Annotated in this window: 21 protein-coding genes; 9 read left to right on the forward strand and 12 right to left on the reverse strand. The window is 36.9% G+C overall.

The genetic code is table 11. From position 1 onward, the window contains the following. Window positions 1-90 precede the first annotated feature (90 nt). Window positions 91-2,982 (forward strand): aminomethyl-transferring glycine dehydrogenase, encoded by a 2,892-nt coding sequence (gcvP, locus tag L2B55_RS04270; RefSeq protein WP_237849055.1) that lies wholly within the window; start codon window positions 91-93, stop codon window positions 2,980-2,982. A gap of 132 nt (window positions 2,983-3,114) precedes the next feature. Here the strand turns inward: gcvP and L2B55_RS04275 are convergent, their stop codons facing one another. The 4 genes from L2B55_RS04275 to L2B55_RS04290 form a co-directional block, all read right to left on the reverse strand. Continuing rightward, the gene (locus L2B55_RS04275; RefSeq protein ID WP_237849056.1) at window positions 3,115-4,461 is read right to left on the reverse strand and encodes an IS1380 family transposase; all 1,347 of its coding nucleotides are present in this window, start codon (window positions 4,459-4,461) and stop codon (window positions 3,115-3,117) included. A 194-nt stretch (window positions 4,462-4,655) separates the two neighbouring features. After that, the gene (locus tag L2B55_RS04280) at window positions 4,656-5,417 is read right to left on the reverse strand and encodes a class I SAM-dependent methyltransferase (RefSeq protein ID WP_237849057.1); all 762 of its coding nucleotides are present in this window, start codon (window positions 5,415-5,417) and stop codon (window positions 4,656-4,658) included. A gap of 98 nt (window positions 5,418-5,515) precedes the next feature. After that, the gene (locus L2B55_RS04285) at window positions 5,516-6,151 is read right to left on the reverse strand and encodes a response regulator (protein ID WP_237849058.1); all 636 of its coding nucleotides are present in this window, start codon (window positions 6,149-6,151) and stop codon (window positions 5,516-5,518) included. Continuing rightward, the gene (locus L2B55_RS04290; protein ID WP_237849059.1) at window positions 6,141-8,105 is read right to left on the reverse strand and encodes a sensor histidine kinase; all 1,965 of its coding nucleotides are present in this window, start codon (window positions 8,103-8,105) and stop codon (window positions 6,141-6,143) included. The genes L2B55_RS04285 and L2B55_RS04290 overlap by 11 nt, the downstream gene beginning before the upstream one ends. Before the next feature lie 90 nt (window positions 8,106-8,195). Between L2B55_RS04290 and L2B55_RS04295 the strand changes: the two genes are divergently transcribed. The 3 genes from L2B55_RS04295 (at window position 8,196) to L2B55_RS04305 (ending at window position 10,436) form a co-directional block, all read left to right on the forward strand. Then, entirely contained in the window at window positions 8,196-8,813 is a 618-nt protein-coding gene (locus tag L2B55_RS04295) for a YceI family protein (protein ID WP_237849060.1), read from the forward strand. Window positions 8,814-9,057: 244 nt separating this feature from the next. Then, the gene (locus L2B55_RS04300; protein WP_237849061.1) at window positions 9,058-9,657 is read left to right on the forward strand and encodes a YceI family protein; all 600 of its coding nucleotides are present in this window, start codon (window positions 9,058-9,060) and stop codon (window positions 9,655-9,657) included. A 101-nt stretch (window positions 9,658-9,758) separates the two neighbouring features. Further along, on the forward strand, window positions 9,759-10,436 hold the full coding sequence (locus tag L2B55_RS04305) for a DUF4412 domain-containing protein (protein ID WP_237849062.1): 678 nt from the start codon (window positions 9,759-9,761) through the stop codon (window positions 10,434-10,436). Between the two features lie 35 nt (window positions 10,437-10,471). On the opposite strand, the gene L2B55_RS04310 is transcribed toward L2B55_RS04305, so the two are convergent. Together L2B55_RS04310 and kbl are read right to left on the reverse strand one after the other, a co-directional pair. Beyond that, window positions 10,472-11,236, reverse strand: coding sequence for an MBL fold metallo-hydrolase (locus L2B55_RS04310; RefSeq protein ID WP_237849063.1), 765 nt, complete (start codon window positions 11,234-11,236; stop codon window positions 10,472-10,474). A gap of 66 nt (window positions 11,237-11,302) precedes the next feature. Beyond that, window positions 11,303-12,493: a glycine C-acetyltransferase gene (kbl, locus tag L2B55_RS04315; RefSeq protein WP_237849064.1), complete on the reverse strand. Its 1,191-nt coding sequence runs from the start codon at window positions 12,491-12,493 to the stop codon at window positions 11,303-11,305. A 120-nt stretch (window positions 12,494-12,613) separates the two neighbouring features. On the opposite strand from kbl, the gene L2B55_RS04320 reads away from it, so the two are divergent. The 3 genes from L2B55_RS04320 to L2B55_RS04330 are packed head-to-tail and all read left to right on the forward strand — an operon-like array spanning window position 12,614 to window position 16,463. Continuing rightward, the gene (locus L2B55_RS04320; RefSeq protein ID WP_237849065.1) at window positions 12,614-15,073 is read left to right on the forward strand and encodes a DUF5686 and carboxypeptidase regulatory-like domain-containing protein; all 2,460 of its coding nucleotides are present in this window, start codon (window positions 12,614-12,616) and stop codon (window positions 15,071-15,073) included. Window positions 15,074-15,086: 13 nt separating this feature from the next. Further along, complete coding sequence (locus tag L2B55_RS04325) at window positions 15,087-15,458, forward strand: DMT family protein (protein WP_237849066.1); 372 nt, start codon at window positions 15,087-15,089, stop codon at window positions 15,456-15,458. A 48-nt stretch (window positions 15,459-15,506) separates the two neighbouring features. After that, window positions 15,507-16,463 (forward strand): YihY/virulence factor BrkB family protein, encoded by a 957-nt coding sequence (locus tag L2B55_RS04330; RefSeq protein WP_237849067.1) that lies wholly within the window; start codon window positions 15,507-15,509, stop codon window positions 16,461-16,463. On the opposite strand, the gene L2B55_RS04335 is transcribed toward L2B55_RS04330, so the two are convergent. The 4 genes from L2B55_RS04335 to L2B55_RS04350 form a co-directional block, all read right to left on the reverse strand. Then, on the reverse strand, window positions 16,460-17,263 hold the full coding sequence (locus tag L2B55_RS04335) for a hypothetical protein (protein WP_237849068.1): 804 nt from the start codon (window positions 17,261-17,263) through the stop codon (window positions 16,460-16,462). The genes L2B55_RS04330 and L2B55_RS04335 overlap by 4 nt on opposite strands. Further along, complete coding sequence (locus L2B55_RS04340; RefSeq protein ID WP_237849069.1) at window positions 17,260-17,706, reverse strand: ABA4-like family protein; 447 nt, start codon at window positions 17,704-17,706, stop codon at window positions 17,260-17,262. Before L2B55_RS04340 ends, L2B55_RS04335 begins: the two co-directional genes overlap by 4 nt. Before the next feature lie 8 nt (window positions 17,707-17,714). After that, a complete protein-coding gene (locus L2B55_RS04345; protein ID WP_237849070.1) occupies window positions 17,715-18,020 on the reverse strand; it encodes a hypothetical protein in 306 nt (101 codons plus the stop codon). A gap of 249 nt (window positions 18,021-18,269) precedes the next feature. Further along, entirely contained in the window at window positions 18,270-19,235 is a 966-nt protein-coding gene (locus L2B55_RS04350; RefSeq protein ID WP_237849071.1) for an NAD-dependent epimerase/dehydratase family protein, read from the reverse strand. Between the two features lie 815 nt (window positions 19,236-20,050). Between L2B55_RS04350 and L2B55_RS04355 the strand changes: the two genes are divergently transcribed. Further along, window positions 20,051-21,067, forward strand: coding sequence for an aspartate-semialdehyde dehydrogenase (locus tag L2B55_RS04355; RefSeq protein ID WP_237849072.1), 1,017 nt, complete (start codon window positions 20,051-20,053; stop codon window positions 21,065-21,067). 92 nt (window positions 21,068-21,159) lie between these two features. Here the strand turns inward: L2B55_RS04355 and L2B55_RS04360 are convergent, their stop codons facing one another. Then, a complete protein-coding gene (locus L2B55_RS04360; protein ID WP_237849073.1) occupies window positions 21,160-21,531 on the reverse strand; it encodes a nuclear transport factor 2 family protein in 372 nt (123 codons plus the stop codon). Between the two features lie 389 nt (window positions 21,532-21,920). After that, the gene (locus tag L2B55_RS04365) at window positions 21,921-23,048 is read right to left on the reverse strand and encodes a transglutaminase domain-containing protein (protein ID WP_237849074.1); all 1,128 of its coding nucleotides are present in this window, start codon (window positions 23,046-23,048) and stop codon (window positions 21,921-21,923) included. A 318-nt stretch (window positions 23,049-23,366) separates the two neighbouring features. On the opposite strand from L2B55_RS04365, the gene pnuC reads away from it, so the two are divergent. After that, window positions 23,367-24,053 carry a nicotinamide riboside transporter PnuC gene (gene pnuC / locus L2B55_RS04370; protein WP_237849075.1) on the forward strand — a complete coding sequence of 229 codons (687 nt, stop codon included), beginning with the start codon at window positions 23,367-23,369 and terminating at the stop codon, window positions 24,051-24,053. Window positions 24,054-24,056: the final 3 nt, after the last annotated feature.

Consider the following 24,056-nt stretch of genomic DNA (forward strand, 5'->3'; position numbering starts at 1 on the left):
AACGGCAATTGTGATGTTATTTTGTCAAACTATAAAATCGTTGTTAATGGCTTGTTAATTAACTAATTTTGCGACTTCAAATAGATCCGCATGAAGTTAGATATCAGCTACAAAGAGGCTTTTGAAAGCCGTCATATTGCTCCGAATACGGAAGATACTCAAAAGATGTTGAAGGTAATCGGAGTTGATTCAATTGATCAGTTAATTAATGAAACTGTTCCTCAAAAAATCAGGTTAAAGCAGCCGTTAAATCTACCTCCGGCAAAAACAGAGTTTGAATACCTGGCTAGCCTGAAGCAAACCGCATCTAAAAATAAAGTTTTCAAATCGTATATCGGTCGTGGTTATTACGATAACTATACACCAAATGTAATTTTGCGTAACATCCTTGAAAATCCGGGATGGTACACACAGTATACTCCTTACCAGGCAGAGATTGCTCAAGGTCGTTTACAAGCGTTGCTGAATTTCCAAACCATGATTATTGATCTTACCGGTATGGAGATTGCCAACGCTTCGTTGTTAGATGAAGGTACTGCTGCTGCCGAGGCAATGTTTATGCAATATTCATTGCGTAAAAATGCCGGCGCAAATGTGTTCTTTGTTTCTCAAGAGGTATTACCTCAAACTATCGATATCTTAATGACCCGCTCTAAACCATTGGGTATTGAGTTGTTGATTGGCGATCATGAAACTGTTGAATTATCAGAAAACATGTTTGGAGCAATCGTTCAATACCCTGCTGCTAACGGCGAGGTATATGATTACACCGAATTTGGCAATAAATGCCATGCTAAAAACATTAAGATTACAGTAGCTGCTGATATTTTAAGTTTAGCTTTATTGACACCTCCATCTGAGTTTGGTGCTGATATCGTTGTAGGTTCAGCTCAGCGTTTTGGTGTTCCAATGGGTTACGGAGGCCCTCATGCAGCATTCTTCGCTACTAAAGAAGAGTATAAGCGTTCTATGCCTGGTCGTATTATTGGGGTAACAATTGACGCTCAGGGCAATCAGGCTTTGCGTATGGCTTTGCAAACCCGCGAGCAACACATCCGCAGAGATAAAGCTACTTCAAATATTTGTACTGCTCAGGCCTTATTAGCGATCATGGCTTCAATGTATGGTGTGTACCATGGTCAGGAAGGTGTGAAGAAAATTGCTAACCGTACACATGCTATGGCTGTGCTATTAAGAGATTCATTAACTTCTCTTGGTTACAATGTTTTAACTAAAGTATTCTTTGATACCATTAAAGTTGATGCCGGTAGCAATGTGGGCTCAATTCATAAAGAAGCAGTTGATGCTGAGATGAACTTCTATTATAAAGGTTCTAAAGTAGGTATTGCTGTAGATGAAACTACTTCAATTGAAGACATTAAAACTATTGTTAAGGTATTCGCCAAAGTAGTAGGTAAAAACTTAAACGATGTTGATGTTGATGGATTTGCTGCTAAATTGGAATCTCCACTGGTTGAAAGTCTTCAGCGCAAATCTCCATTCTTTACGCACCCTATATTCAATACGCACCACTCAGAGCATGAAATGTTGCGTTATATCAAGAACTTAGAGAATAAAGACCTTTCATTGAATCACTCAATGATCTCTTTGGGTTCTTGTACCATGAAATTGAATGCAACAGCCGAAATGATTCCGGTTACTTGGGCGGAGTTTGGAAAACTACACCCATTTGCTCCAACTGATCAAGTGGGCGGTTATGCACAAATGATTTCTGAATTAGAGCAATGGTTATGCGAAATTACCGGTTTTGCCGGAGCTAGTTTACAGCCTAACTCAGGTGCACAAGGTGAGTATACTGGGTTAATGGTTATCCGTGCTTATCACGAAAGTCGTGGACACCACAACCGTAATGTAATTTTGATTCCTTCATCGGCTCACGGAACAAATCCTGCTTCTGCTGCAATTGCAGGATTCAAAATTGTAATTACCAAGTGTGATGAAAATGGAAACATCGATGTAGAAGATCTTCGTGCTAAAGCTATTGAGCATAAAGATGATTTGGCTGGATTAATGGTTACTTATCCGTCAACTCATGGTGTGTTTGAAGAAGCTATCATTGAAATTTGTCAAATCATACATGATAATGGTGGTCAAGTTTACATGGACGGTGCTAATATGAATGCTCAGGTTGGATTAACCAGTCCTGCAAACATTGGAGCCGACGTTTGTCACTTGAACCTTCATAAAACTTTCTGTATCCCTCATGGAGGAGGAGGTCCTGGTATGGGTCCAATTTGTGTTGCAAAACACCTTGCTCCATTCTTACCAGGTCACTCCGTTGTTCAAACCGGAGGTGATAATGCTATCCATGCAGTTTCTTCTGCTCCATGGGGTAGTGCAAGTATTTTGGTTATTTCACATGCTTACATTGCTATGATGGGAGCTGAAGGTTTAACCAATGCTACAAAATATGCTATACTAAACGCCAATTATATCAAGTCTCGTTTAGAGAATGATTATAAAGTATTGTATTCAGGTGCAAATGGTCGTTGTGCTCACGAAATGATTTTGGATTGTCGTTCATTCAAAAACTTTGGTATTGAAGTAACTGATATCGCTAAACGCTTAATGGACTATGGTTTCCACGCTCCTACAGTTTCATTCCCTGTGCCTGGAACCGTAATGATTGAACCTACGGAGTCGGAGCCAAAAGTGGAGTTAGATCGTTTTTGTGATGCAATGATTTCTATTAAACATGAGATCAATGAAGTAGAACAAGGTAAAGCTGATAAAAATGATAACGTGTTGAAGAATGCTCCGCATACCGCTGCTGTAATTACTGCAAATGAGTGGGAACATTCATATAGTCGTCAAAAAGCTGCTTTCCCATTGCACTGGGTTGCTGCAAATAAATTCTGGCCTTCAGTAGCAAGGGTAAATGATACTTACGGTGACAGAACATTAGTTTGTTCATGTCCTCCAATTGAAAGTTATATGGAGGAGTCAGTTGAGACAAATTAATATTCAAAACTGAGTTAGATAAACAAAACACGGAAAATGCACTGCCCCCAATAAGTGTCTCACTTTTTGGGGGCAGTGCATTTTTTGGGCAATCCAAAATTGTTTATTTATCCCAAAAAAGTCATTAGGGATTTAAGTTTTTGTCAAGTCAAACGTTTTATTGCAATTCCATAGGCCGGTAAACCATTCTCTTCGTTTCATGGCTAGCGACAGTTTTAGGATTTTCTGGCTGCCGTTTTTTACCATATACCCGCCAATGGCAAACACCTTGTAGCGTAATGTTTTCAGGCGTTGTTCTACTTGGGTATTAAGCACGACCTGCCTGAAAAGGCTGATGAAGTTATAGGCCATCATCACCCAGTTCAGGGCCGCTTCGGTAGCATCAAAGTTTTTAAGATTGAAGCTGTCTGCCCCAAAATCGTATTTCAGTTCTTTGATCCGGTTTTCGCAATTGGCCCTTTGCCGGTACAGATTCCACACCTGAAGCGCCGGCAGGGTTAAATCGGTGACAAAACAACTGTAGCGGTAATTTTTATAAATGCCCTCGTCTTCAAATAGTTTCAGCGTTTTGCCCGTTGCACAGGGGCGTTCACTGACTTGCTGGCGGACCATGACCAGCCTTCTGGGTTGATCCCACAGGGGACTTTGATAAGTGCTTTCGGCCACTTCGATACCAGCGGTAACTTTTACCCACAGCTGTTGTGCGGCGAGTTTTTGTTGGATCGGTTTGTACTGCCGGGCGGCAATGATGTAGTTGCCCACTTGTGGACTTTGCTCCAGATACTCAAATACTTCTTTACCGTAAAATCCACTGTCGGCCCTGAATAAGCCTATTTTTTTACCGTTTAGTTTTTCTATCGTATCGGCTAAAAAGCCTTGGAAATTATTGCTCGTATAGCTGTCGCCGCTTCGCAGCCAAAAATTGGCGACCATTTTTGTTTCCTCAATAAAGGCGATTAATGGATGATGACTGTTGCGGCCGGGCTTAAGGGGGTTGTATCCTTTTTTACTACCCTGTTGCCCGCCGTATCGGGTAAGGATGGTGGAGTCGACATCCAGGGTGTAATTATCATACTGCAGATTGCCAAAAAACCATTGGTATAAAGGGGTGAAGATCTGCTGGTTGGTGGCCAGGGTATGTTTGTTGAAAAAGCGCTGGATGGCTTTACTGCCTGCCATTTGTTTGAAACCCCAGCATTGTTTCATTACCGCATCATGGCGTGTTACCTCGCAATGTTCAAACTTGTTGGCCCCACACCATATGCTGGTCATAAACTGTTGGATGAGTTGATGCGGGGAATAGCCCCGGTTTGACCCTGGGGCTGGCAATGGCAACCGATCCAAGGCTGCTTCAAACTCCATCCTGTCCAGCATTTTTTTCAGTAAAACAATGCCCGACCAGGGCGTTATTTCTTTGTCTGTAAAGTCAATTTTCAGGTCCAAGTTCAAATAAGGTTTACTTACTGCAATTTCCTCCAATTTACATTGGTATAAAACCAATAGTTATCAACAAGTTAACACTCTTAATTTCTAATGGCGGTCATTAGAAATTGAGGCTAATGACTTTTTTGGGTTTATTGCTTTTAAGCATTGTTGCGAATATTATAGATTCTTTTTTTTCGCGCCAGTTAAATGTAGATACACTTGGAAATGCAGGATAACCACCTGTTTCATTAGCTGGGTGATGAGTGACTAGGAGCGTCATACTTTCCAATGCGAAGTAATATTGGAAAAGTGACGGCTTTTACTTCATCGTTTTTCCAAAAAGAATTTAGCTCTTTTTCAATTAAATCTAGAGGATTTTCTCCATTCTTGCTAATGTAATGTTGCACAGCTGACCAGGTATTTAAATAACCGATAAACTGTTCTTTGGTCCAATGGTAGGTGTTCGTAAATGTAGGGGCATTTATTTCTTTAAAAGGAAATGGAATTGTTTGATATCCTTCATCGATGTATTTTCGCTCGTCATCCCAATAGGAGCCAAGAACATCGTTGTAAAAGTAATTGATCAAGGTGTTGGTTTGAGGTTCTGTTTTTAATAGGCCGTAACCGATTACGGCTATAATTCCATTGGGTTTTAAGGTGCGCTTTACTTCTGTGTAAAACTGCTCAAAATTAAACCAATGGATAGCTTGTGCAACTGTAATAAGATCAAATGTTGAATTACTGAAAGTAGTATGTTCTGCTGCTGCGCATTGGTAAGTTATATTTTCTTTTTTTAAAGCATTTAAAAGCTGATTTTCACTAATATCGGTTGCATAAACTTGATCAAAGTAATTAGCAAGCTTCACAGCAACTTGTCCGTTTCCGGTGCCGCAATCCCAGGCGAGCTTTCGGTTATTTACTTGCTGGAGTAAAAAATCAAACAATTCTTCGGGGTATCCCGGCCTAAACTGAGAATACTCTTTTGCAATGCCGGAGAAAATGTCTTTCATCGTCTCTTGAACATGAGGAGTTGTTAAGTTACGAATTTTATATAAGTGAAAGTCTCCAGTTAAACTATTTTTACCCAATACAATATAAAAACCTGACTTTAAATTAACTGGTTATTCTTTGCAAAGAGAATTAGGTTTGTTACATTTTTTAAATCAAGTTTTTTCATAATGTTTCTGCGGTGTGTATTTACTGTAAATTCGCTTAAAAACAATTTGTCGGCTATCTGCTTGGTGTTTTGACCTTCGCAAATTTGAAGGATAATATTTACTTCTCTTTTGGTGAGTTGGTATTTTCTTAAGAATCCATCGAAGAAAACAGAGTTTTTGATGACACTGTCAGTTTTGTTTTCTGTAGGAAAATGTTGTTTTCCTGACAAAACGCATTGAATTGCGTACGCTAATTCTGCAGCAGTAGAGTTTTTTACCATAAACCCGTTTGCCCCCAGTTTTTTTACTTCATTAACAAGTTCGGGTTGGTTGTAGTTGGTGAGAACCAAAACTTTAACATCATGAAAATCTTTTTTTATGCTTTGTAAGCATTGCATGCCATCAAAAGTAGGCATATTCAGGTCTAGTAATACTAAATGTGGCTGATGAAGCATGATTCCTGAAATAACCTCTAAGCCATTTTTTGCAGTTGCAACCACGGTGATATTTGATAAATCCCGTAAAATGGAGCAAAGGCCTTCTAACAGCAATTCATGATCGTCGGCAAGTAATAATTTATATTGCATATTCTTTCTTCGGAATTTCTATAGTAATAATGGAGCCGTGAGGCGAGTTTCTCTCTATTTCAATATGCCCTTCAAAGTAATTAACTTTTGAACTAATTGCATGAAGCCCTTGTGTTTGTTGATTTTTGGAGAGTTCGGGGTCAAAACCGATTCCATCATCCTCAACCATTAACGAAAAAATATCTTCATGTTCAATAACCTGAATTAAAGCATTTTTAGCCTTTGCATGCTTAGCTATATTATTTAATAGCTCATAAATAATGCTATATAAGTTTGTATAGAGATTAGCATGGTTGTCATTATAAGTTTCAAATCCGATTATGGCCAATTCAATGTTGATTTTTCCAGATGCGTTGAAAATTGAAATGATTTTTTCAAGCGAGGTTTTAAAACCAACTTTCGAAAGCATAACTGGGCTAAGTGCGTGACTAAGGTTTCTAACTGTATCGGATACAATCCCAACTGCTTCTTCTGCTTTCTCAATTTTTTGAATCACTTCTACACTATGAAAGCCATTTTTCTCGCGAATGGAAGACAGATTCAGCTTAGCAGCTGATAATAGAGATCCCGCAATGTCATGTAATTGATTTGCAATTTGATTTCGCTCTGTTTCCTGCACATTCATAATTATGCGCGTATTTTCTGCTTGCTTTTTATTCATTTCAATTAGCAATTGTTCTTTGTCCACTTTAAATCGATTAAAGCGATAGGCAAGTCCGGCCATCAGAATAATTACTTCTAATATAAAACCAACTGCTAGGCCATAACGACCGATAAATACATTTTCGGTGCCATAACTTCCAGAGTAAAATCCTATGAATAGAACAATCATGATGGAAATTGGAATAATGGCTACCAAATAGAAAATGGCTAATCTGTTTCCTTGTATAGATTGACTGATGATTAGATATAATGTTAGGATAATAAAGACGGCAGCCAATAATGGTGTACTGTACTGTGCGTAAAGCCAAATTGGTGAATGCATGAATATGGTCGAGGTACATGCTATGATTGCTGAAGCAACAAATGAGATATACATGATAAATTGCAACATAAAACGCAAGATTTTGCCATTAATACACCCTAAGTAATGTTTTACAAATAAAATAGAGAATGGAATCGGCAAGGTTCCGAATAACGGCCGGGCCCGACTTGCAAACCAGGTTGAGTTGGGCCAAATGTATTCAAATCCATGACCGGTATTTGCTAATACATAAAGCCACCCAGTGCTGGCATATAAAATATAGTACAAATACAAAATATCCTTCGACAATATGGAGAGATAACCACTGAATAAAACGAGTAATATGATCATGCCTGATAAAACCGCGATAACGGCCGTGTCTTCCATAGCATTTTCTAGGATCGTGGCTGCAGGGCCAACATTAAATGATAATTGCAAAGACTCATTATGTTTGTCTATTCGTGCGATATAATAACCTTTTTTCTCAAGTGGGAAAGTGAATTCAGTAGTTTTTACAGGCCGATGGGCAAAAGGAAAGAAATCCCCTGAACGGTAGCTAAGGGCGCAATTGTTATCGTTGACGAAGTAGAGATCAATGGAATTAATCTGGTTGTTGCCAATTTGCAATAGATAGGATTCGGGATTAGTATGATAGTATACCAACCAGAAAACGGAATGAGTAAAGCCAAAATTCAGCTCATTGCTCTCAAGTTTCCTGAACTTATTGTTTTTAAATAATTCAAAAGCCTGCCGCGCATTTAGTTTTAAAGAACTATCTGCATAAAGATAAAAGGGCGTTCTTGATTGAGCCGGTTTAGCGGTCGTAAACTGAAAATTTAATAGTAATAAGGAAAAAAACAAAAGTGCACCCTTTATCAACCTGGAAAACATTAAAAAACAAGGTTTTATGAAGTTGAGGCGCTGGATTAGATATTGACGTAAAATAGTAAATAAGATCAAATAATAAATATCCATTAAAATCATTTTCATCGTATGTACATTTTTACTAGTTGGTAACGTTTGTTAAATTGCAAGCCTGTATTCACTTTTGAAACACGTTAATCCAAATTAATAAACACAATGAAAAAGATTCTTTTTTTTACCCTATCGTTGATAGCCTTTGTTTCATTTTCTTTTATTCCAGCAACTAACAAAGACGTTGTAACGTATAAAATTGATCCTTCACAAACTAATATTGTTTGGTTTGGTAAAAAGGTTACCGGAATGCACTCGGGGGCCTTGCAACTCTCAGAAGGGTATATAACCATGAAAAATGAGAAGTTGGCTGGTGGAACGTTTGAGTTTGATATGAAATCAATCACTGTTTCTGATTTGAAAGACCCTAATTACAATCAAAAATTGGTTAGTCACCTTAAATCAGATGATTTTTTTGCGGTTGATAAGTTTCCTACGGCTAAATTTGAAATTACCAAGGCAAAGCATTTGGGTAAAAATCAATATGCTGTAACCGGAAATCTAACAGTAAAAGGCATTACCAAAGAAGTGATGATTCCTGCATTTGTTTCCATTTCTGATAATGGTGGGGCTGTTGCTGTAATTACTAATAAGTTTAAAATTAATCGTATTCAGTTCGATATTAAATATCGGTCAGCAAACTTCGTTGAAGATATTGGTGATAAAGCTATTGATGATGATTTTGAACTTGAAGTGACTCAGATGATTGCCCGTCGTCAATAATAAGAAAGCATAATCGTTACAAGCAGCTATTATAGGCTGCTTTTTTTATGTAGTGTAAAATCTTTTTCAATTTTTAGGACAGGTAAAAACAATTTCTACTTTTGAACTGTAGTAATAATTCTATCTATCGAAGTTCTCTCAAATAAATAAGTGTAACGTAAAAAATACAATATGTTTGTTGCAACAAATAATGTTTTAACATTATATTTGTTCCGTTAAGATTAAAAAAAATAGAAAACCCGATATGAAAAAGTTAACTTCTGTATTAGCACTAGTCGTTGCAACAGTTTTGTTTGCATTTACAGCTCCTGAGAAAAAAGCAGGCGAGACCTTTAAAGTGGACGTATCTAAAAGCTCTATTGCTTGGAATGGCAAAAAAGTAACTGGTGAACATAGTGGAAACATCAAATTTGCCAACGGTACTCTTTTGTTTGATGGTAAAAAAGTAAATGGCGGTTCATTTATTGTTGATATGACCTCAATTACTTGTATCGATATTACAAACGCTGATTATAACGCTAAATTTGTAGGTCATTTGAAAAATGATGATTTTTTTGGTACAGATAAATTTCCTACAGCCAAGTTAGATATCACCGACTCAAAAGCTTTAGGCGGTGATAAATATGAGATCAATGGTAACATAACCATTAAAGGTGTTACTAAACCAATTACTTTCCCTGCAACAATTAAGAAAGTTAAAAACTCTATTGTTGCTGCTGCTGATGTAACTATTAACCGTACTCAGTTTGATATTAAATACGGTTCAGCAAGTTTCTTTAACTTAGGCGATAAAGCTATCAATGATGATTTTACATTGAAAATTGCATTAGTAGCTGCTAAATAATTAAAGCAAAAAGTTTATCTAAGCGGTCCTTGTGGCCGCTTTTTTTGTTTCTGTTTATCAATATTTTCTTTGTAATTTTCAGATAATCAAATGTTTATTTTATGAAAAAGTCTTTTTCTCTAATTCTACTACTCATGCTTGTGGGAGCGACATCTATGGCTCAGGTTTTTACAGGCAGTTTTAAAATGATTATTACGGGTGACAACATGAAGCAACCGATCGAAATGATGTGCTACTACAAAGACAAAAAAATAGCAACAGAAATGTCGCCAGAGCAGATGAAGGGTGGAAAAATGCGAATGATTTACGATTATTCCACGCAGGAGGGTCTGATTTTAATGGACATGAATGGCAACAAAATGGGGTTTAAATCGAAAACTAAGGAGCTGCAGGATGTAATAATGGAGAAGAATCCACCTAAGATTACTGAAACAAATGAATCGAAAACTATTGATGGGCATTCATGTAAGAAATTTATCTCCGAAACAGAAGATGCAGTAATAGATTTATGGGTAGCTCAGGATATGGATTTCGACCTGAAAGAATTGTTTGTAAATATGAAGGGGGCAAAAGGAGGAGGGATGAACAATTTAGGACATTACGCTAAATACTTTAAAGGGCCATCTTTGGAAACCGTTGTAGTTGATAAGAAAAAGGGATCTAAGGCTACAGTATTAATTAAAGATATACAAAAAAGAATACCTCCAGAGTCGGTTTTTAGTTCTGAGGGGTATAACATTATGTCAAATCCCATGATGGGAGGAGGAAAGAAAGAATAGTGGAATTTAAGGTTCTTTGTTCTGCACAAAGAGCCTTAAATTATGGAAAAGCTGCCATTTTCATATTTTACCTTGCCAACAGCTTTACTTTTAGCATGATAAAATAAACAGGTCCAATCGTTTTCTGCAGCTCGTTTGCCGTAATATTCACGAAGTTCCATGGCTTTACGGCCGTCAAAATCGTATTTGGCAATAAATTTTCGAATTAATTGTTCCGGCTCAGGTAATATATCACCACCCATAAATATTTTTTCTCCATCGGCCTCAATTAAAAATACCTGATGAAATTCGCAATGTCCTCCTGTTAGTTCAAAACTGATTTCGTCGGTGATTTTGCCATTTCCTTCAATTAGATGCAGGTTGGGTGTGCGCCATAAATGCTCTAAAACCGGTGCTTTATAGGATTTTGATTGTTTTACCAATCCGGTTTCCATTTCTCCACGTTGTACATAATAATCAGCATGCGGAAAGCTCAGTTTCCAATTGCCATCCTCTTCATACATCATCCCGCCTGAGTGGTCATAGTGCAAATGACTCATCAATACTTTGGTTACATCATCAGGTTGAAAACCGGCTTTGCGAATGTTGTTGTATAACTGCAATTCGCCATTGGCTTCTCTTACTCCCAAACCGGCATCAATCAATAGCAGATCATTTGGAGTTTGAACCAGAAATGGTTGAACGTAAATAAAAAGTGATCCTGGTCGATCTTTAGGATTATGAAGTTCCGGATTAAACGGAATAAATTTTTTGCTTGAATCTACAGAGAAGGACCCTTCGTGGAGCGGGAAAATTTTCATGGGTGCAAAGATAAAAGACAAAAGAACAAAGAACGAATTCAATGTCTTTTGTCTTTATTCTATTGTCTATTTAATTACACCTAGCTCTTTACCTACTTTGGTAAATGCGGTGATAGCTTTATCAAGGTGTTTAACATCATGTCCGGCAGAAATTTGTACACGAATACGAGCTTTGCCTTGAGGTACAACCGGATAGTAGAATCCAATTACATAAATGCCTTCCTCTAGCATCTTTTCAGCAAATTTTTGAGCCAAAGGTGCATCATATAACATTACAGGTACAATAGGGTGTAAGCCTGGCTTGATATCGAAACCGGCATCAGTCATTTTCTCACGGAAATATTTGGTGTTAAACTCTAATTTGTCACGTAATTCGGTTGTTTCACTCAACATATCCAATACGGCAATAGAGGCACCAACAATACTTGGAGCTAATGTGTTAGAGAATAAATAAGGACGTGAACGCTGGCGAAGCATGTCGATTATTTCTTTACGGCCCGAAGTAAAACCTCCTGATGCTCCACCCAAAGCTTTGCCTAAGGTGCCGGTAATAATGTCTATACGACCCATTACTCCGCAGTGCTCATGTGTTCCACGGCCGGTCTTGCCTAAAAAGCCTGAAGAATGGCACTCATCAACCATGATTAAGGCTTTGTATTTATCAGCCAAGTCAGCAATTTTATCTAATTGTGCAATGGTGCCATCCATAGAGAATGAACCATCTGTAACAATGATACGGTGACGCTTGTCTTGTGAAGCTTTTAATTGCTCTTCAAGATCAGCCATATCGTTATGTTTATAACGGAAACGAGCCGCCTTACATAAACGAACGCCGTCAATAATTGATGCATGATTAAGCTCATCAGAGATAATTGCATCCTGATCATTAAACAATGGTTCAAAAACACCGCCGTTTGCATCAAAGGCCGCAGCGTACAAAATGGTGTCCTCTGTACCTAAGAACTCTGAAATCTTTTTTTCAAGTTCTATATGAATATCTTGAGTTCCGCAGATGAAACGAACACTGCTCATGCCGTAACCATGTGAGTCAATTGCCTCTTTAGCCGCTGCAATTACTTTCGGATGTGATGATAAGCCAAGGTAATTGTTGGCACAAAAGTTAATTACCTCCTTACCTCCGGTAATTTTAATATCTGCACCTTGTGGAGTAGTAATAATTCGTTCCCTTTTATATAATCCGGCCTCCTCAATACCTTTAAGCTCAGCCTCTAATACAGGTTTAAGTGTTTCGTACATAATGTGTTTATAGTATTTGTTTAGCGAAGCACAAAAATAAGAAATAAACCTAGCAATTGGCCGTTATTTGTGATTAGTGGCCAAAGTTAAAATTTGTAATTTGCGCCCGATCAAAGTTATATGACAAAGTATATTCTACCGTTGCTGTTAATTTTCGTTTCAAAAACTATACTGGCATCCTCTATTGCCGGCAGAGTGACTGATGCTTCGGGTAAACCGGTGGCATTTGTTAATGTTTATCTCGAAAACACCACAACAGGTACTATGGCTAATGCTGATGGTCATTATTTTTTGAAAGTGACTTCAGGTTCTCATAAGATAGTATTTAGGGCCGTCGGGTATAAGCAGGAAGTGAGAACAGTTGTTGTTAAAGATGAGGACGTAGTATTAAATATAAACCTACAAAAGGAAGTATTCGTTTTAAATGAGATAAGAGTAAGTGCGAAGCAAGAAGATCCTGCATATGAGGTTATCAGAAATGCCATAAAAAAAAGGAAGCAGCATTTAAATGAAGTAAAAGGCTTTTCTTGTGATGTTTATATTAAAGGTTTGCAACGTTTACGCGGAGCTCCCAAAAAATTTTTAGGAGTTGATGTTGATCAAGTTGGAAAAGAAATTGGCCTGGATTCAAATCGAAAAGGGGTAATCTATCTTTCAGAGTCAGAATCAAAGTTTAATTTCCAACGGCCAAACAAAGTTCGTGAGGAGATGATTTCTTCCAAAGTTAGCGGTCGGAGCAATGGCTTCAGTTTTAATCGGGCATCAGACTTAATTATTAATCTTTACGATAATTTGGTAGAGGTTGGGCATTTAAGTCCTCGTGGCTTGGTTTCACCTATTGCTGATAATGCTTTGTTTTACTATAAGTACAGGTTAGTGGGTACATCTTATGAAGGAAACTTATTGATTAATAAAATTGAACTCATTCCGAGAAGGAAAAATGACCCGGTGTTCAGAGGATTTGTTTACATATTGGAGGATAGCTGGCGCTTGCATAGTACGGATATTTTGCTTACTCAAGACGCTCAAATAAGGGTTCTTGACAGTTTAACTATCAGTCAGCAATTTTATCCTGCCAACAAGGAAGTATGGATGTTAGCATCGCAAAAGTTTAGTTTTAACGGTGGGCTTCTAGGGTTTAAGTTCGGAGGAGATTACATAGGAGTGTATAAAAACTACGAAATTAACCCTAAGCATCCCGAAGGTTTTTTTAATGGTGAAGTGTTAAATGTAGCCAAAGAATCGAACCAAAAAGATTCATTGTATTGGTCTCAGGCACGACCTATACCGTTAACTTCAGAGGAAAAAATAGACTACATCCGAAAAGACAGTTTAGAAACGTTGCGCAAATCAGTAGTATATCTTGATTCCATTGATAGAAAAAACAATAAATTCAAGCCTTTTTCGCTTGTTTTAGGGGGATATAATTACCAACAGCGGTATAAAAAACAAAACTGGCAATTGTCACCTCTGTTGCCTGATAACTTGCAGTTTAATACAGTTGAAGGCGTATGTTTAACCCTTAGAGGTTCGTTTAGGAAAAATTACGAAAGCCGTCAAAACTTTGCTATTGTTCCAGAGTTGCGTTACGGGTTTAGCAATAGACATTTAAACGGAAACGTTCAGGTTTATTATAGTTTTAATCCGGTTAAATTAGGCTCTATTGCAATAAAAGCAGGAACCGATGTGGTTGATTTTAATTCACTAGGCTCAATTAATCCGTTGATCAATTCGTATAATACCCTTGTTAAGAGTACTAATTACATGAAATTGTATGAGCGGCAGTTTGCAAGTGTTTCTTTTAGTCAGGAACTGTTTAATGGCGTTCAATTTAATGTATTAGCTGACTATGCCAACCGCTTACCTTTAGTAAACACAAATTATTACTCTTTCAAACAAGACTCAGCTATAACTTTTACAGCCAATAATCCATATTACGGTTTAAATAATAATCCGGCCTTTGAAAAGAACCAGGCTTTGACAATTTCAATGAGTGCCACCATTATGTTCGGTTCAGAGTACATTACCCGCCCTGATGGAAAATTTTATGTAGGCAGCAAATGGCCAAAACTGACGTTGAATTATAGAGGCGGATTACCTGTGTTGGGCTCAGATGTTGATTTCCATTCTATAAATGCCCGCCTGTATGATAGCGGTATTCGATTAGGTCTGCTTGGAAATGTGGCATTTAGTGTAGGTACGGGTAAATTTTTAAGTAATAAGTCCATATGGTTTATGGACTATAAACACTTCAAAGGCAGTCGGGTTACCTTTTATGAGGGAAGTAGTACAAACGTGTTCCGTTTTCTGGATTATTATCAGCATAGTACAAATAATTATTATTTGGAAGGGCATGTTGAACATAATTTTTCGGGGTTTTTTATGAACAAAATACCGTTGTTGAGAAAACTAAGATTGGAAGAAATAGTTGGAACTAATTATTTGAATACTGATTCATTGAAGAATTATGCCGAAGTATACTTAGGTTTACAAAGGTTAATGTTTAGGGCTGAGTTCGGTTTCTCATGGATGGCCGGAAAAGCATATCAGTCGGGTATTAGATTGTCAACTTCGTTTTAGATAGATTATAAGGATGAAAGAACTGCAAACGATAGGCTTACTTACAGTGTCGAATGTTTTTATGACGTTTGCTTGGTATGGGCATTTGAAATTTAGCCAAATGGAATGGAGCAAAAATCTTGGACTTATTGCCATTATCATCATAAGCTGGGGGATAGCTTTGTTCGAATACATGTTTCAAGTGCCTGCCAATAAAATTGGATTTAACCATAATGGAGGTCCGTTCAATTTGTTGCAATTAAAGGTGATTCAGGAAGCAGTTTCAATTTCCATTTTTTTGCTTTTTACAACGCTGCTTTTTAAAACCGAAAGAATTGCCTGGAATCATTTTGTTGCCTTTGCACTCATCATTCTTGCTGTTTTCTTTGCTTTTAAAAAGTGGTAGATATTTAGTGCAATAATTATTCATGACCTGAAACTTTTTAATGAAATAATGCTCAAAAAAGGATATAAAAACTTAAGTCGCTTATTCAGGCAAACGGTATTAGAATTTCAGCAGGATAAAATAATGAAACTCAGTGCTTCATTAGCTTATTATACTGTTTTTTCATTGCCACCAATGCTGTTGATCATTATTTCATTATGTGATATTTTCTACGGAAAAGATGCCATTGAAGGTGCAGTTTTTGAGCAAATAAGGGGAATTGTTGGTGACAAACCTGCAGCACTAATTGAATCGACGTTGAAAAATGTAGCTATTACGCAAAATGCCACCATTGCTACTGTAATTGGTATTGTAACATTATTCTTTGGTGCAACCGGGGTTTTTAGTGAAATTCAGGATTCGATTAATCAAATCTGGGGTTTGCGACTTAAACCTCAAAAGGGGAAAAAAGGTTGGCTGAAGATCCTGATCAATAGATTAGTTTCATTTTCAATGATTATCAGTTTGGGGTTTATTCTAATGGTTTCATTGCTCTTGAATGGGTTTATTGAAACGTTTATTAATCGTTTGTCTGATTTATTGCCTTTTGGCCAACTTTATTTTATTTATGGAGTGAACTTGGTAATAACCTTTTTTGTAACAGCCGGGTTGTTTGCGATCATATTTAAGGTTTTGCCGGATGCTCATATTCACTGGAGAGATATTTGGATTGGCGCTTTTGTAACAGCCTTTCTGTTTATGATTGGCAAATTTGCAATTGGCATGTATTTAAGAATTAATACCATTTCAAATGCTTATGGGGCGGCGGGTTCCTTAATTCTAACATTATTATGGGTCTATTATTCAGCAGTGATCTTGTACCTGGGTGCTGAGTTTACACAAGTTTATGCTCAAATGTTTGGGAATGATTTACATCCTAATGATTACGCAGAGTGGATTGAGAAAAAAGAGGTTGTAATAACTGATGCTGATAAAGAAAGAATGTACAAAGACACAAGAAGTTAAAAGGTAAACCGTGTAATTGATATACCCTGAATGGCTTGCTGGTAAGTAGAAATAGTAAATAATAAATATAAACTGGCTAAGAGGATAATAAAAAGAGTGCCAAAGCGGGTAAAGAAGCTTTTGCTCGATTCACCTACTAACCAACCACATAGGGGTAAAAGTTGAATCGAATGAATACCAAGTAAGTGAGCAATTCTTAAATCTCCATGTTGTTTACTCCAATTCAGATAAGGTAAGCCTGGACCCCCGTCTGGAGCCCCAACTGTATGGGCCAATTGTAGGGCCATTACAAAACCCTCAAAAGTGAAAATTACAAAAAATAATAGGCCCAATCGGATAGCCCATAAAAACGGTTGGGGGAGGGATGTTTTTCTAATAAAAAATAATACGCAGAAGTATAAAACAAACAGGCTATTAATGGCAATGGCTATCCCCATGGTTTGAAATATAAGCGCATCAATCCTGGTTGAAATGTTAAAATGCGACATTACACCACGCCCTGCTTGCGTAAAAATTGCAAATATCTCAATAAGAAACACAATCACTGCTGTATAGGTATATACTCTTACGGTCCGTTTATCGGGCAAATAATAAGTTAACCAAGCCATTGTAAACATGTTGATGGCTATTGAGATAGCAAATTTGCTGGGTTTAACCCAAACGTTAATACCCAATAGCTGTCTATGATCAAATAATGAGGTTAATAGGGCTAAGAAAAAAAGCAGGACGTAAAAGAGTCCCCACAGGTAAAGTGTTCTGTTTCGATGATTAATCTCGCCTAAGAAATTAACAATGATCATTCGGCAATCTCAATTATTTTAGGAGCAGTGGTTTTTTGTTTAATGGCATTGGTAATGTAGTAAATTAAAAAGCCAATTGGTCCTAATATAAATGTAAGTAATTGGCACAAAATCAATAATGGTCCGTTGAAATTATTTTTCAGAGCATGTTCGGTTATAAGCAAACCAATAATTAAGTCAAAAGCTAAGTAATGAATCCATCCGCCTAACAGTAAGCTTCTATTTTCAAATAGCGAGGCCACGCTATCTAGTGTGGAGAACGAGTTCATACTAAATTTATCAAAATTTAAAATGATAATACTTAGATATGCAATGGAAAATAAAATTACTATGAAGTTGAAAACTAAAATTGCAGTTTGTTTCCATTTGGGAACTACTATTAACATAATCCAGCCTATTAAAGCCAAAGTACTCGCAATTTGAAATATAGAAGATAAATCCATAGAGTTCTTTATTGTGTGTCGGTTTTTTTTCTGAACAAAGGTTTATAACTCCCCGATTTGGCAGGGCTAGCTTCGGTGCTTGTCTCTGCCGGAGATGCATTTTCTTTTTCAACTATTTCAGGAACAGGTTTGCTCTCTTCTTTTAAGCTAAACTCTAAGCGGAGCTTATTGAACCAAAACTTTTTTGTGTGATCAAAGCTTTTTTCACTCATTTGTTCATAGTGGTATTTTAGCTCAGTATACACTTCAGGTCGTGCCGTTCTCAATGCGTCAAGATCTATTTTCTTCTTTAAAAAAAACTCTTCAAAAGTCATCTTCCGGAAATAAAAAGGTATGCAGTTGCAAAATAACAAATCAATATGGAAATAGGAATCTGAGTTCAGACGGTTTTAAATATTGAAAATAGATGGCCATCTGTTGGTTGTTTGTTGTTGAAAGCTGCTAACTGATTTTGTTATAAAAAAGGCCGGTTTCTAAGAAAACCGGCCCGTATAATGGGTCATTGATTAGCGAATGGATAATGCAAGTAATTGAAAAATTATCTGCTTTTTATATCGTATCGATTATTTTACTAACTCTGAGTGAGCTTTCAAATTGCTAATCATATCACTAGTCATAGCCGCTAAATCAAATTTATGGTTCCAGCCCCAGTCTTTGCGAGCATAGCTGTCATCAATGCTTTTTGGCCACGAGTCGGCAATTTGTTGACGAGGGTCGTTAGATCCATACGTTATCTGAAAATCAGGAATATGTTTTCTGATTTCATCTGCCAATTGTGCTGGAGTAAAGCTAGTTGCAGCAACGTTATAGCTCGAGCGGATTTTAACTTTTTCCGCTTCAGCTTCCATTAATGAAATGGTCGCATTAATAGCATCATCCATATACATCATCGGTAGCTCGGTATTCTCCGATAGGAAACATTCATAAGTGCCATGTTTCAATGCCTCATGGAAAATATGAACGGCATAGTCCGTAGTTCCACCTCCAGGTTGAGATTTCCAACTGATAAGGCCTGGGTAACGTAAGCCGCGAACATCCAAGCCGTACTTTTGGTGGTAATATTCGCACCAACGCTCTCCGGCTAATTTACTGATTCCGTAAACCGTATTAGGGTCCATGGCACAGTATTGAGGAGTATTCGTTTTTGGCGAATTAGGTCCGAAAACGGCAATTGAACTAGGCCAGTAAACTTTGTTGATCTTATATTCTAATGCATAATCAAGAATATTGATCAAGCCGTCCATGTTCAACTCCCAAGCACGTTTAGGACGCTGCTCTCCGGTTGCCGAAAGTAAAGCTGCTAAAAGATAAACCTGTGTGGGTTTATACTTCGTTAAAATGCTTTGCAAATTGTCTTTGTCAAGCACATCAGATATCTCAAACGGTCCGGCGTTTTTAAAGTCATAATCAGGTTCTTTAATGTCTGTGGCCACTACATTCGAAGCTCCGTAAATGCTTCTCAGGTTGGTCACTAACTCAGTGCCTATTTGTCCGTTAGAGCCAATAACTACAATCGTTTCAGTCTTCATATTCCTGAATTGGTTCTTTGCAAATGTAGCTTTTCAACCAATAGGTGAGAAGTAAATGAAAATCATTTTGTTAATAAGGTTTTATGCAGAATTTTTGATGCTTTAAAATTTTTTAACAATGTTTTATTAGGTGAAAAATGTGGTTGACCTACAGCATTATAGCTTGGATAAGAAGGCTTATTGACATGAACAAGGCATTTAATTTAGTTTTTTATCAAGAATTACTTTCTTTTTGTATGATTTTACTTTGCATGATGTGCTAAACGTTTCAATATAAATAATGTGTGGCTCCATGATCGCGGACAGCTATACTGGTTATTAGGGCTATACTATTTTTTCTGGGTTTTGCCTGTCCATCAAAAATCTTAATAGGGGTGGCACTTGTTTGGCAATACAGGGAGTGCCCTTTCTACAATTGGAATAAAATAATGCTAAAGGTTGGGTTAATTCCGATTGATCAACAATAAGGTAAATGCGTAATTGGTTAGAAGTTGAAGGATTAAAATTTAACTGTACGGAATATTTCCATAAGTGCTGACTGTTAAGTCATTAGGAATTGAAAGAATAGCGCTTTGAATAATCTATTTTTTTTATTTGCAATTATGAGGGATAATTTGAAAATTATTTACTAAAACAATTGTTTTATTATAAATTTGATTAAAAACGATCGTTTTGATAAAAATATTTCAATTGAGAGTGGGCGTTAAGGTTTAAAAATGTTATTAAAATACTGAAAATGTTTTTCATAATTGGTAATATTGCGGCTGATGATGTTGAGTAAAATATCAAGTTAAAATTAATTAAACAATAGTTAAATGAAAGTCGCAGTAGTTGGTGCTACCGGTTTGGTGGGCACGAAAATGTTACAAGTTTTGGCGGAAAGAAATTTCCCTATATCTGAATTGATTCCGGTTGCTTCTGAAAAGAGCGTTGGTAAGGAAATTGAGTATAAGGGTAAAAAGTTCAAGGTTGTTTCAATGGAAGATGCTATTGCGAAGAAGCCTGAGATCGCAATCTTTTCGGCTGGAGGTAGTACCTCTGCAGAGTTTGCTCCTAAATTTGCCGAAGTAGGAACTACCGTAATTGATAACTCATCAGCTTGGCGTATGGATCCAACCAAAAAACTGGTTGTTCCTGAGGTTAATGCAAATGTGTTAACAGCTGAAGATAAAATTATTGCCAACCCTAACTGTTCAACCATTCAAATGGTGGTAGCATTAAAGCCATTGCATGATAAATATAAAATCAATCGTGTTGTGGTTTCTACTTATCAGTCAGTTACCGGTACCGGTGTTAAAGCGGTTGACCAGTTGATGGAAGAGCGTCAAGGTATTAAAGACGGTGTTAAGGCTTATCCTTATGAAATTGACTTAAATGTAATTCCTCAAATTGATGTATTCCTTGAAAATGGTTACACTAAAGAGGAAATGAAAATGATAAAGGAAACGAACAAAATTATGGGCGATGACAGTATTAAAGTTACTGCCACTACTGTTCGTATTCCAGTAATGGGTGGTCACTCAGAGTCTGCCAACGTAGAGTTCGCAAATGATTTTGATTTGGAAGAAGTTAAACAATTGTTAGCAGCAGCTCCAGGGGTTGTTTTGGTTGATGATATTGCCAATTTAAAATATCCAATGCCTAAAGATGCACATGATAAAGATGATGTATTTGTAGGTCGTTTACGCAGGGATGAATCGCAGCCAAATACCTTAAATATGTGGATTGTTTCAGATAATCTTCGTAAAGGTGCAGCGACCAACGCAGTTCAGATTGCTGAATACTTGCTAAAAAGCGAATTGGTAAAAGCCAGTTCAAGCATTGAAGCATAGTTGAAATATTATTACAGTTATAAAGGCGTTAGAGCAATTGCTTTAACGCCTTTTTTCTGAAACCTGAAAAGCGTTAGCAAGTAAAAAATCGCCTATTTATGCTGGAGCCAACTCGAATGTCGTGCAACAACCTGCCATTCGTTATTTTTCTGAATCCAAACATCAGTGAGTAGAAAATCTCCACTCCAATCCTTGTTTTTGGCCCATGCCTCCTGATGAAACCAAATGTTTAATACAGCAGTTTTGTCATATACGCGAACCATCAATTGATCAAACCGAAAATCTTTGCAATCATAATGATGCATGGCTTTGTTTATCCAACCCTCTTTGTTTATCAGTTCGCCCGTAGATAAGGAGCTTGTTAAAGTAAACTCGTCGGCAATTAGTTTTCGGGCAGTAGCCTCATCTTTATTTTTCCAGGCATTCATCCATCTTGTTTCAAGGGCCATAAATTGCTGTTCCATAGCATTAGTGTTTAGTGACCGGTAATGATGCTTTCTTAAAAAGAGCTTTGGTTGATGAGGAAGCTCATGGAATATATGTAAGCTTCATTTTATCATGCGTTAACGATGAATACACAATAAAAACCTGGTTATCATGTTCAACCGCTATATAAAGATATTAATTTAAAGGAAAGTTCAAAGTTTTATTACCTTTTTAGCGATACTTTTAACTTTATTGTCAACATATATGTATGTATAATGTGTCGAGATATGTGCATTGACAATAAAAGCTTTTTTATGGATTGTTGAGCAACAGGTATAGGTATTAATTTAATCACAGTAATTGGGGCGGATAGTTCAGGGCTTTGCGGTTACGGCAAAGCCCTAGTAAGTAGTATACGTGAAAGCCTTTAAGGAATTTGCCAAAATATATTGGGGTTATTCGTTTTGTAGTTTGTAAAGATTGTTCCTGTTTCGCTATTTTTCTGCGATTCTTTATCAGGTTTTTGTTGATATGCATCTAGCGGTAATAATTCAACATAACTAACCTTTTTGCCATCTGCCCATGTCTCTGTGTTGTATTCACTAATTAAAGGACACTTAAATCGGTATAAATTTTTAGCCATGTAAGTATATAAATAATTATCCTTTGTAGTAGTTGACTTATTGTTCCAGTTTGCATCAGCATTAAGTAATAAAGGTTTGCCATACACAAGTCGTTCTCTTACTTCTTCAATACTTAATAAATCTCCATATTCGTTCATTACATAAGCATTATTTGTTGGATCGACCCAAATCCATTTCTTCTTTTCTTCAAGATAAACCATGTTGATTACATGACAATCAGCAAAAACTGAATCTTTAGGCATACACGTAACAAACCTTGATTTTATTCCTAAGGAAAGATAGCATTCATTTAAAACGGTTGCTAAGCCTCTGCAATTCAGGCCTCGTACTTCTTTTTTGCACTGGTTAATCATACTCAGTGCATTTTTTACAATAGGATTTTCATGATTCCCATCGTGTGGAATTAAATTATGTATCCAATGCAGCAGGTTCAATACTTTCAACGTTTCACTACCCTGACCAGCTATCGAATCCAATTTTAATTCCTTTCTTAAGGCTATCAGGTTTGGATTGTTTTTGTCCTGATATTGAAACTGAGGAATTGTTCGGGTGTCTTTTGTGTTGTATTTTTCTGCCGATTTCAACCTGTCTAAATAGCTTGGCTCATACTTTATTTGAGTAAAAGCTTTTACAGAATCATTGAGTAATATAACAAAATCGAACCTGGTGTCAGTTGTAACTTTTATAGTTATTGAGTCCCGGTCCGTGTAAAAAGTAACGTTTTCACCTTTCGATGATGTAGTATAAACATCCGGGTTAACCTTTGGTGAAATTGTCCAGGCGTTTTTTCGGAACTGGTTTCCATCACGAATGGAAACAGACGTTGATGTTGCTCTTATAACCTTAGTTTGTCCAAAAGTAAACTGTCCGATTATTAAAAAGGCTGTAAATAAAATAGTTGTCTTCTTCATAGTCATTCTATTAATATGTGGTATTTATTTAACATGATGCATAATGAGTCCCTAAGCAGAATTGTCTTTGGGTTTCCATTAAAAGGGGCCTTTAAATTTAAAATGGCTTAACATCTTCAATTTTATTGTTGGTAGAATCAGGAAACGCTTTCACTTGCTAAATTAGCTTTTTTGATCAGATTTTCTTGCTGGTTTCTTGGGGCTTTCTAAAGAATGATTGTACTGCTGAAACCTATAGATTTGCATAGTTTTACTAATTTGCTGATCAAAATACGCAGATGTTGGCAACATCATTATTGTCACTTATTTTTGTTCCGAATGGATAGGATCGATTTCTTTAGCATTGACCATATCTGGTTTACCATTTTAGGGTATCCCATGAGTCATATTGAATTTTGGGGTACCATTGCCGGAGCCTTAGCCGTGTGGTTGTCTTCTAAAGCCAATATTTGGAGTTGGCCGCTAGGGCTAATCAATGTGGTCCTGTTTTTCTTTATCTTCTATCAAATTCAATTATACCCTGATATGTTCTTGCAAGTGTTCTTTTTCATTACCAATGTTATTGGCTGGTGGACCTGGACTCACCCTAAACCTGAACAGTCTGATCATAGGCACGAACTGAAGGTTAGTTATACTCAAGCAAAGTTATTGTTAATGTTACTGGGCCTTGGACTGGGGGCTACCTATGCAATCGGTCACATGGCGCAAAATCTGCACAACTGGTTCCCAGTTATCTTTAAGCAGCCTAGCGCTTTCCCTTATCTCGATTCATTTGTTTTATCGTTCAGTATTATCGGCACATTTATGATGATAAGGAAAAAGATTGAATGCTGGATTTTATGGATAGCTGTAGATGTAATTTGTACCTATATTTATTATATAAAAGGAGTAAAACTTATTTCCATAGAGTACTTTGTCTTTTGCATTATTGCAGCGTTTGGTTACTGGTATTGGAATAAGGAATATAAATCCTATAAAGGTCAAGCAAGCGCTGTTATTAACTAAATT

It is taken from the genome of Solitalea lacus (genome assembly GCF_022014595.1).
GTDB lineage: Bacteria > Bacteroidota > Bacteroidia > Sphingobacteriales > Sphingobacteriaceae > Solitalea > Solitalea lacus.